The following is a 7,459-nucleotide window of genomic DNA, read 5'->3' on the forward strand; positions in this document are numbered from 1 at the left end:
CAACAATTGGATATAGACAATTGTCTATATCCTTCAAAAGGTACAATTGTTTATATCCACATTATAAAACTAAGATAGTAAATCTTTTATTTCCATAAACGATTTATTTGCTACATGTGTGTAAATTTCTGTCGTTTTGGTAGAACTATGTCCAAGTAATAGTTGTATATGTCTAATATCTGTTCCGTTTTCTAATAGATGAGTAGCAAAACTATGTCTTAGCATGTGGGGTGTTACCTTTTTACGTATTCCCGCTTTTTTAGCCGCTGTTGAAATAATATTTAATACACTTGTAACACTATATTTATCCCCTTTTTGACCTTCAAAAAGATATTTTTCGGGGCGGTATTCTTTGTAATATTTTTGTAAATCTTTTAAAATACTCGGGCTTAAAACCGAAATGCGGTCTTTATTTCCTTTTGCATTTTTTATAATTACAACCATTCGTTTACTATCTATATCGGTCACATTAAGGTTTAGCAGCTCAGCTCTTCTAAGTCCAGAGGAATATAACAGCCCTACAATACATCGGTGCTTAATGTTGTTGGTATTATTTATAATTTTAATAATTTCTTCTTTAGATAAAACCTCTGGTAATTGCTTTTCTTTTCTGGGTCTTTCAATAGAATAAAATCTATTAGGCATTCCGTGAACAATTTCATAAAAGAATTTTATACTATTAACGGCAAGATTAACATAGGAATTAGACTTTCCATCCTGTATGAGTTTTTGCAAATATTTTCTAACATCATTTTCATTTAAATTGATTGGGTCTATCTCATAATAGTGATTAATGAAAGATTCAAAGCAAGCCACATAGTTGCGAACAGTGTTGTCTGAATATCGTTTTAGTTCTAATTTTAGTAAATATTCTTCGGGGCAAAGTTTAAAGCCTTCTTTCGGCTTCCTTTTTCTGTAACGTTCTAAATTAAGAATAGGATTGTCTTCGTTTATAACTTTTTCAGTGAAGAAATAGTTGCCATTTACCCAAGCAACACCATGAAACGTCTTAAAAATTTGTTTCAAATTATTTTGATTATTTGGCAAATAGAACATGCCAAATTCTTGACTCCATGCAATATTTGGTAGCGTATCAACAAGTACTTGAATAACTTTGTTGGTCGTAAACTGAAGTCCAATACATTTTTTTTGCTCAACAAGCAAATGTTTCAAAGTGATGCTTTTCGGTAGTTCCATAAATATTTTTTTACTAATTTAAAGTATATAAATGATTTAGTCGTATCTTATTCGAATATGATTCGTATAAAATACGGTTAAATTTAATTTCATGAGAATTTATAAGGAATGTTTACATTGTGGTAAAGAATTAAAAGGAAGAACCGATAAGAAGTTTTGTGATCCACAATGTAAAAGCGGGTATCAATATCAAAAAGAAAAGCAAAATCCAGAACGGTTTTATAATAAGGTAGACAACCAACTGAAGCTAAATAGAAAAATACTAAAAGAATTTAATAAAGGAGGTAAGGTTACCGTAAGGGCTGAAGTGTTAAACGAATTGGGGTTTAATTCCAACTTTTTTACACATTATTGGAAAAACTCCAAAGGAGATGTTTACCTGTTTGCATACGAATATGGATTTTTAAAAAGAATGGAGAATTCTGTTGAAAAATACATTTTAATACAATGGCAGGATTATATGGAAAAATAGTTTCTTGTTATTCTAAAATTTATTAATTTCATCAAATATTATTACTAACAAAAGTGAACATAAAACGGAACACGTTTTAGAACACGATTTTCAAAAATAACATCGGGAAAGCCCAGTGTTTGCGTTAACTGCAAGCCCTGATTAGAGCTCATAACCCGAAGGTCACTGGTTCGAGTCCAGTTCCCGGTACAAAGCTTTCGGCTAATGAAATCAACAGATTGTGTTCTCAAAATCCGTTTTTTTATGTCTTCAAATTCCTTACTTTTACATTGATGGAACGGATGATGAGCATCCTAAAAAGCGGATAATTGGAACCAAATCATTTACGGCTTTAAGCTAATGCGATACAATGAGTTTTGATAATTTAACTATGTTCTCTTTAATCCGCTGTAGAATGTATACTATGCCTGTTTTTTGGATGTGTTGTAGACCAAGGAAAAGCAAAAAACTAGTTATGTTGGCGGTGTGCAATAAACTATTGAAAAAGGCTTTTGCAATAGCTAAATCAGGGATGCCAAATAACGAGAACTTTGTTTTAAAATTAGTTTAAAATGGTTTGTTTTTTAGCTCAGTTCTTTGTTGGTATTTTGTATTTTATCTTTTCCGTTTATAGTGATTCTGTGTTATTTGATTCAGATAGGTTTTTGTTCCAATCAGTTCAAAATTCAGTTCGTTTGGCAGTTCCATAAATAGCGAAGAACCACCACCTAATAAAATCGGTATTGTTGTAAGTATCATATCATCAATTAAGTCCTCTTTCAAAAAATTTCGTATTGTAGTTCCTCCATCTATGTAAAGTCGGTGAAATCCTTTTTTGTGGATTTGATTTAGAATAACCGACAAACTCCCTTTAATCAAAAATGCTTTTCCTATATGGCTTTCAGGAATTTCTTTTAGTTTATTACTCAACACAAAGACAGGCTTGTTATATGGCCATTCAACATCAAATCCAAGTACGGTTTCAAATGTTGTTCGTCCCATAACAAGAGCATCAATTTCGTTATTGAATTCCACATATCCCATATCGTTATTATCTGGATTTGGGATGGTATTTAACCAATCAATTCCGCCATTTTTGTCAGCAATATAGCCGTCTAAACTTGTTGCGATAAATACACTATTCTTTTTACTCATTTCTTTTTTGGTTTCTATATGTTAATATGAATGCCAAGGGTTTGCATATGGGTTGTTGTGGTTTAGAAGCACTTTCCTGTTCACTGTAATCAAAACTGGCTATGGAGGGATACCCTATCATTCACCCGGTCACCCGCCATAAGATATATGAGCTTGTTAGGTGTAGTTTTTTATTTCATTTGTTGGTAATAACCTGGAATCTTCCAATGCCGCTGTTCTGTGTCCTGCCTTTTTTTGATAGTCTGGACTTTGTGCAAATTCCATAAACTTCAAAACAGACTCGTGTTCTACCAACAAAACCGCATGCCATTTTTCCGAGTCGGGTCCAATCAGAAAGTTTCGGCTCTTTCCAAAATAGATAATTCGGCTTCCTGCTTTTTCTAATTCGGGTAGAGTACTATTCAGGTACAATTGATAGGCTTCTTCGCCACTGATGTTTTTGATAGGTTTTAATTCTTCTAAATTTGTATAGTCAGCCGTTACTCTAAATTTTAGTAAGTTCAACATCACTACCTTTCCTTTGCCGTGGAAGTTTTGATAAAATTCTTTTCCTGCTTCCGGACTTGCATCAATGTGTTTGCTCATATTTTCTTCTATTTCGGGTTGTTATTTCAAATGTTTTATCCTGAATATGGCTACAGGTTAAAAATTGATTTACGCTTTATATACCATTATTTGGTGTTTTTTGCACTAAAGATAATTGTAATCTTATTTCGTTGTATAAATTAATTTCGTTTTTATAATTTTAAACTGTTCGGTTTCGTGGGAAGCTTCCATGGTTGTAGTTTTTATATGTTTTAACAGAAAAGGCTATCAATTTCAGACAGCCTTTCCCATTATTAATTTACTAATTCCATATTAGTCTCCTTCGCTTAATGAATAACTTCCATCTCCATTGAAAGACGTAATTGTAATGGTAACAGTCCAATTTCCAGGTTCTCCAGCCTGTGTTACACCATCAATACTATCGGGTTCAGTTCCTCCATTAAGAGTTCTGTCAAGCACCACAGTGCCTTCAGAATCAGCTACTACAATATTAAATGTTCCATTTGCAGTAGCAGTTATGTCAGCATTATAATCAGCTGTGGTTAAATTGTTAGTCCAATTTATCGTTCGAGACGCATTTCCGCCATTTCCAGTAAAATCGCCACCAATATCGCCAGATGGACCTTCATTAACGTTTATATTAGCAGTTGGTCCATCGTCATCGGAACAGGACGAAAATGTTCCAATGAATAATACCATTGCAGTAAAAATTGTAAGTAGTTTAAAATTTGAGGTTTTCATTTTATTAATTTTTGTTATTATTTTATTATTAAACAATTAAGTCGACAAATCTCTTAGTTTAAAAACGTGATTTTTTAAAACTTATTTTCGAAAATCAGTTTGTTATATGTCGATATGTTTTTCAAATTGCAGACAACAATAGGATGTAAATAATTGACTAGATCTCTATTGCAGAAAAATATTTACCTAAAAAGTAGAATTAAATATCTTGGCTTTAGTTATAAATTTGATTAATAAAATTAATAATAAGAGTACACAATTGTACACACAATTTTATAAAATAAGGTAATGAGACGGATGATGAGCATCCTAAAAAACGGATAATTTGAAACAAACTATTTGTTTCTATAAACTAATACAATGCAATGAGTTAATTGTAATTAAACGTTGTTCACTTTTTTCTGCCATGGTGTTATTCTATACCCGCATTTTGCAATTAGCTAAGGTTTTCTATCAGTTTATATAGTAACATATGTAACTGTTCTGCTTCTTTAAGAGTAACACCAATGTTTTGAGAAAGTTGATTTTGTACTTTAGGAGCTTCATTTTTTATGTCAATACCTTTTTTTGTAAGTGAAATAATTATGTTTCTTTCATCTGTTTTTGAACGTAAACGAGTAATTAAGTCCATTTTCTCCATTCTTTTAAGTAAAGGCGTAAGGGTATTTGATTGCAACATTAATTTTTCTGATAGCAAACTAAGATTAACAGAGTCATTTTCCCATAAAACCATCAATACAAGATACTGTGGATACGTTATTCCTAGACTATCTAAGACTGGCTGATAACATTTGGTTACCAACCTTGATGCCGCATATAGTGGAAAGCATAATTGATTTTCAAGTTTTAAAGAGTCATTAACCTGCATTTGTTGTTATTTTAAGTTTCTGTACAAAGTTAAATTAAATTTGTGTAGTTAAATAATTTTGAATTACCACAGCATCTAGCAGATTAACCTGTTGTTGCAACCAAGAACCATGTTCCGTTTCAGTTTTTATGTATTCCCTAAAAGGATTTGAGTGGGTAGGTCATTTTCAATAGCATAATATGCTTTTTGTAATTCAGCAAGTCCTTCCTCTTGTTCTTTTAATTCTTCCTTTAATTGGCTTCCCAAGTCAGCATAAATTTCTAGCTTAATTGTTGCTAAGTTAGAGACGCCTCCAAGTTGTATAATTCTGTCTATAATTTTACCAGTATCGCCAATTTCTTCGTGATACTCTTCCAACATTTTAGTGGCAATTTTGTTTAACCCTTTATTTTATTGATAGTAGCATGCATATAGTGTTGATGAGAAGCACCTAGAATTCCGCTAAGTATATTTTTAAAAAGGACAGAAAAAAGATTTACTATTCATTTTTCGGCCCTTAGATTGTTAAATAATTTCTAATTGGACATCAATATTTCCGCGTGTTGCGTTTGAATAAGGGCAAATTTGATGTGCTTTTTCAACTAGTTCTTGAGCACTTTCTATTTCTATACCAGGAATTTCTACCTGTAGAGAAACACCGAGTTTAAAACCACCACTGCCATCAGGAAGCAAGCCAACATTTGCTTTTACAGTTGAAGGTTCTTTTGGTTTCACTTTTTCTTTATTCATTACTAGGTTAAGTGCACTGTCAAAGCAGGATGCATAACCTGCTGCGAAAAGTTGTTCTGGGTTTGTATAACCTTGTTGACTTCCTCCAAGTTCTTTTGGCATTCTAACTTCTAACGCTAACACTCCGTCTTCACTAGTTACTTTTCCGTTTCGTCCGCCTGTTACAGTGGCGCTTGTTTGGTACAATGTTTTCATATATTATATTTATTTATCGCTAACGATTATATCGTTCACGATTCAAATATACGAAAGTAATCTATTCTGCAAAATTTTTTATTAATTAGAAACGACTTTAGCAAAAGTAAGTTGTGTTTATAGGTTTTTTTGGGGTTAGCACTCAACTTTGCAGGCATACACCAAGCTGAAAACCCGAGTGGCTTTCAGGAGTAGGAGGGAATAAGCTATTACTTATGGGCGTTGTGCCTGTTTTACATCCTATCAAATTTGAATAAAAAATGTTCGTATTTATAATTAAATTTATATTTTAAGAATATAGGCAAAAACCAATTTCTGCCGCTGGTTAAAAACTATTTTAGAGTTAGATTTTCCATACCTAAAAACCAAAATATAAAATGGTTATAGTGGCAAAATGAGCATCGTTCCAATAGTTTTTTTAATCTTTACTTAGTAGGGTGTTTAGAAAATAGCTTCTGTAATAATTATAAAAAACAGCAAAAAAAAAGCTTACAGCATCAATCTCTTGAATTTGTAAGCCCAAAATAATAGTATTTAATATTTTTGAAGAAAAGACTAGTTTTTTTAGCTCCAGTCTTTGTTGGCAGTAGTGTTTATTCAGTAATCCACAAGGTTGAAAATTTACTACTAAGTTTTATTAAATAATTTAATTTTCTATAATTGGTTTGAATTTATCCCAATTGGCAACAATTGCCCATATGTTGATAGCCAATAAAACGAGTGCTATCCCGATACCTGCTATATCGTGTACTAAGTGATGCACAAAAATTCCTATAATAACTGGAAGAATAACAATTGCACCTAATGCTCTTTTTTTTGGTAGTGCAATTAGAATGCCTCCAATGATTTCTACAATAGCCACAAGTGGTAAAATCCATTTTATAGTTATAAAACCACCCATTATTTGCATCATTTCTTCAGACATTTCTGGCATGGGCATGTAGTTAAAGAATTTGTTTAAACCTGAATTAATCATCATTAATCCGAAAAGAATACATAAAACTGTAAGAACCTTATTTTTCATTTTAAATTTTTTTATTAATAAGATGTCAAAATTAACTATTTTTGATTACCATTAGTAATCAGATACCTGGAGGTAACCAGTTACCTGTAGGTAATCAAGAATAAATTTATGATGAAAAAGAAAGAACACAAAGAATGTATGTCTGCGTTGTTACCAGTAAGAGATACATTAGACGTAATAGGTGGTAAATGGAAACTTTTAATCTTAATTTCAATTTGGGAAGGAAATAAGCATTTTAGGGAAATTGAACGTAGTATTCCAAAATTAAGCACCAAAGTATTGTCTAAGGAGTTAAAGGATATGGAAGAAAATCAGTTAATTACGAGAACGGTATTAAATGGTTTTCCTGTAAGAACAGAATATGCCCCTACAGAACATTCCAAAACCTTAAAAAAAGTTATTTTGGAATTGTATAATTGGGGTGTTAATCATAGAAAAAAAATCTTTACTTAACACTCTAATAATGTTTCATTTGGTTTTGTAAAATTGTCTGTCTTGTCCTGAAATATGGCTGCGGCTTAATCCCGAAGCTTCGGGAGAATTTACGCTATTA

General features: G+C 31.9%; 9 protein-coding genes and 1 pseudogene. 2 read left to right on the forward strand and 8 right to left on the reverse strand.

Annotated features, from left to right (window positions below; genetic code table 11):
• Positions 1–69 precede the first annotated feature (69 nt).
• On the reverse strand, positions 70–1,197 hold the full coding sequence (gene xerA / locus ABYI63_RS16885; protein WP_372758036.1) for a site-specific tyrosine recombinase/integron integrase: 1,128 nt from the start codon (positions 1,195–1,197) through the stop codon (positions 70–72).
• 91 nt (positions 1,198–1,288) lie between these two features.
• On the opposite strand from xerA, the gene ABYI63_RS16890 reads away from it, so the two are divergent.
• The gene (locus ABYI63_RS16890) at positions 1,289–1,669 is read left to right on the forward strand and encodes a hypothetical protein (protein ID WP_372758037.1); all 381 of its coding nucleotides are present in this window, start codon (positions 1,289–1,291) and stop codon (positions 1,667–1,669) included.
• Between the two features lie 594 nt (positions 1,670–2,263).
• Here the strand turns inward: ABYI63_RS16890 and ABYI63_RS16895 are convergent.
• The 7 genes and pseudogenes from ABYI63_RS16895 to ABYI63_RS16925 form a co-directional block, all read right to left on the reverse strand.
• The gene (locus tag ABYI63_RS16895) at positions 2,264–2,803 is read right to left on the reverse strand and encodes a dihydrofolate reductase family protein (RefSeq protein WP_372758038.1); all 540 of its coding nucleotides are present in this window, start codon (positions 2,801–2,803) and stop codon (positions 2,264–2,266) included.
• A 156-nt stretch (positions 2,804–2,959) separates the two neighbouring features.
• Positions 2,960–3,388 (reverse strand): DUF1330 domain-containing protein, encoded by a 429-nt coding sequence (locus ABYI63_RS16900; protein WP_372758039.1) that lies wholly within the window; start codon positions 3,386–3,388, stop codon positions 2,960–2,962.
• Between the two features lie 273 nt (positions 3,389–3,661).
• On the reverse strand, positions 3,662–4,090 hold the full coding sequence (locus tag ABYI63_RS16905) for a hypothetical protein (protein WP_372758040.1): 429 nt from the start codon (positions 4,088–4,090) through the stop codon (positions 3,662–3,664).
• Between the two features lie 436 nt (positions 4,091–4,526).
• The gene (locus ABYI63_RS16910; RefSeq protein ID WP_372758041.1) at positions 4,527–4,958 is read right to left on the reverse strand and encodes a MarR family winged helix-turn-helix transcriptional regulator; all 432 of its coding nucleotides are present in this window, start codon (positions 4,956–4,958) and stop codon (positions 4,527–4,529) included.
• Between the two features lie 126 nt (positions 4,959–5,084).
• Positions 5,085–5,333, reverse strand: a pseudogene (locus ABYI63_RS16915) (hypothetical protein); the annotation flags it as partial.
• A gap of 129 nt (positions 5,334–5,462) precedes the next feature.
• Positions 5,463–5,882 carry an organic hydroperoxide resistance protein gene (locus ABYI63_RS16920; RefSeq protein WP_372758042.1) on the reverse strand — a complete coding sequence of 140 codons (420 nt, stop codon included), beginning with the start codon at positions 5,880–5,882 and terminating at the stop codon, positions 5,463–5,465.
• Between the two features lie 646 nt (positions 5,883–6,528).
• Complete coding sequence (locus tag ABYI63_RS16925) at positions 6,529–6,906, reverse strand: DoxX family protein (protein ID WP_372758043.1); 378 nt, start codon at positions 6,904–6,906, stop codon at positions 6,529–6,531.
• Between the two features lie 108 nt (positions 6,907–7,014).
• Here ABYI63_RS16925 and ABYI63_RS16930 point away from each other — a divergent pair, with 108 nt between their 5' ends.
• Complete coding sequence (locus ABYI63_RS16930; protein ID WP_372758044.1) at positions 7,015–7,359, forward strand: winged helix-turn-helix transcriptional regulator; 345 nt, start codon at positions 7,015–7,017, stop codon at positions 7,357–7,359.
• Positions 7,360–7,459: the final 100 nt, after the last annotated feature.

Origin of the sequence: Mariniflexile sp. (assembly GCF_041583155.1) — a bacterium.
Taxonomy (GTDB): Bacteria; Bacteroidota; Bacteroidia; order Flavobacteriales; family Flavobacteriaceae; genus Mariniflexile.

Excerpts from the sequence above, each read along its gene's own strand:
- xerA (WP_372758036.1), bottom strand. The coding sequence starts at position 1,197 with ATGGAACTACCGAAAAGCATCACTTTGAAACATTTGCTTGTTGAGCAA.
- ABYI63_RS16890 (WP_372758037.1), top strand. The coding sequence starts at position 1,289 with ATGAGAATTTATAAGGAATGTTTACATTGTGGTAAAGAATTAAAAGGA.
- ABYI63_RS16895 (WP_372758038.1), bottom strand. The coding sequence starts at position 2,803 with ATGAGTAAAAAGAATAGTGTATTTATCGCAACAAGTTTAGACGGCTAT.
- ABYI63_RS16900 (WP_372758039.1), bottom strand. The coding sequence starts at position 3,388 with ATGAGCAAACACATTGATGCAAGTCCGGAAGCAGGAAAAGAATTTTAT.
- ABYI63_RS16905 (WP_372758040.1), bottom strand. The coding sequence starts at position 4,090 with ATGAAAACCTCAAATTTTAAACTACTTACAATTTTTACTGCAATGGTA.
- ABYI63_RS16910 (WP_372758041.1), bottom strand. The coding sequence starts at position 4,958 with ATGCAGGTTAATGACTCTTTAAAACTTGAAAATCAATTATGCTTTCCA.
- ABYI63_RS16920 (WP_372758042.1), bottom strand. The coding sequence starts at position 5,882 with ATGAAAACATTGTACCAAACAAGCGCCACTGTAACAGGCGGACGAAAC.
- ABYI63_RS16925 (WP_372758043.1), bottom strand. The coding sequence starts at position 6,906 with ATGAAAAATAAGGTTCTTACAGTTTTATGTATTCTTTTCGGATTAATG.
- ABYI63_RS16930 (WP_372758044.1), top strand. The coding sequence starts at position 7,015 with ATGATGAAAAAGAAAGAACACAAAGAATGTATGTCTGCGTTGTTACCA.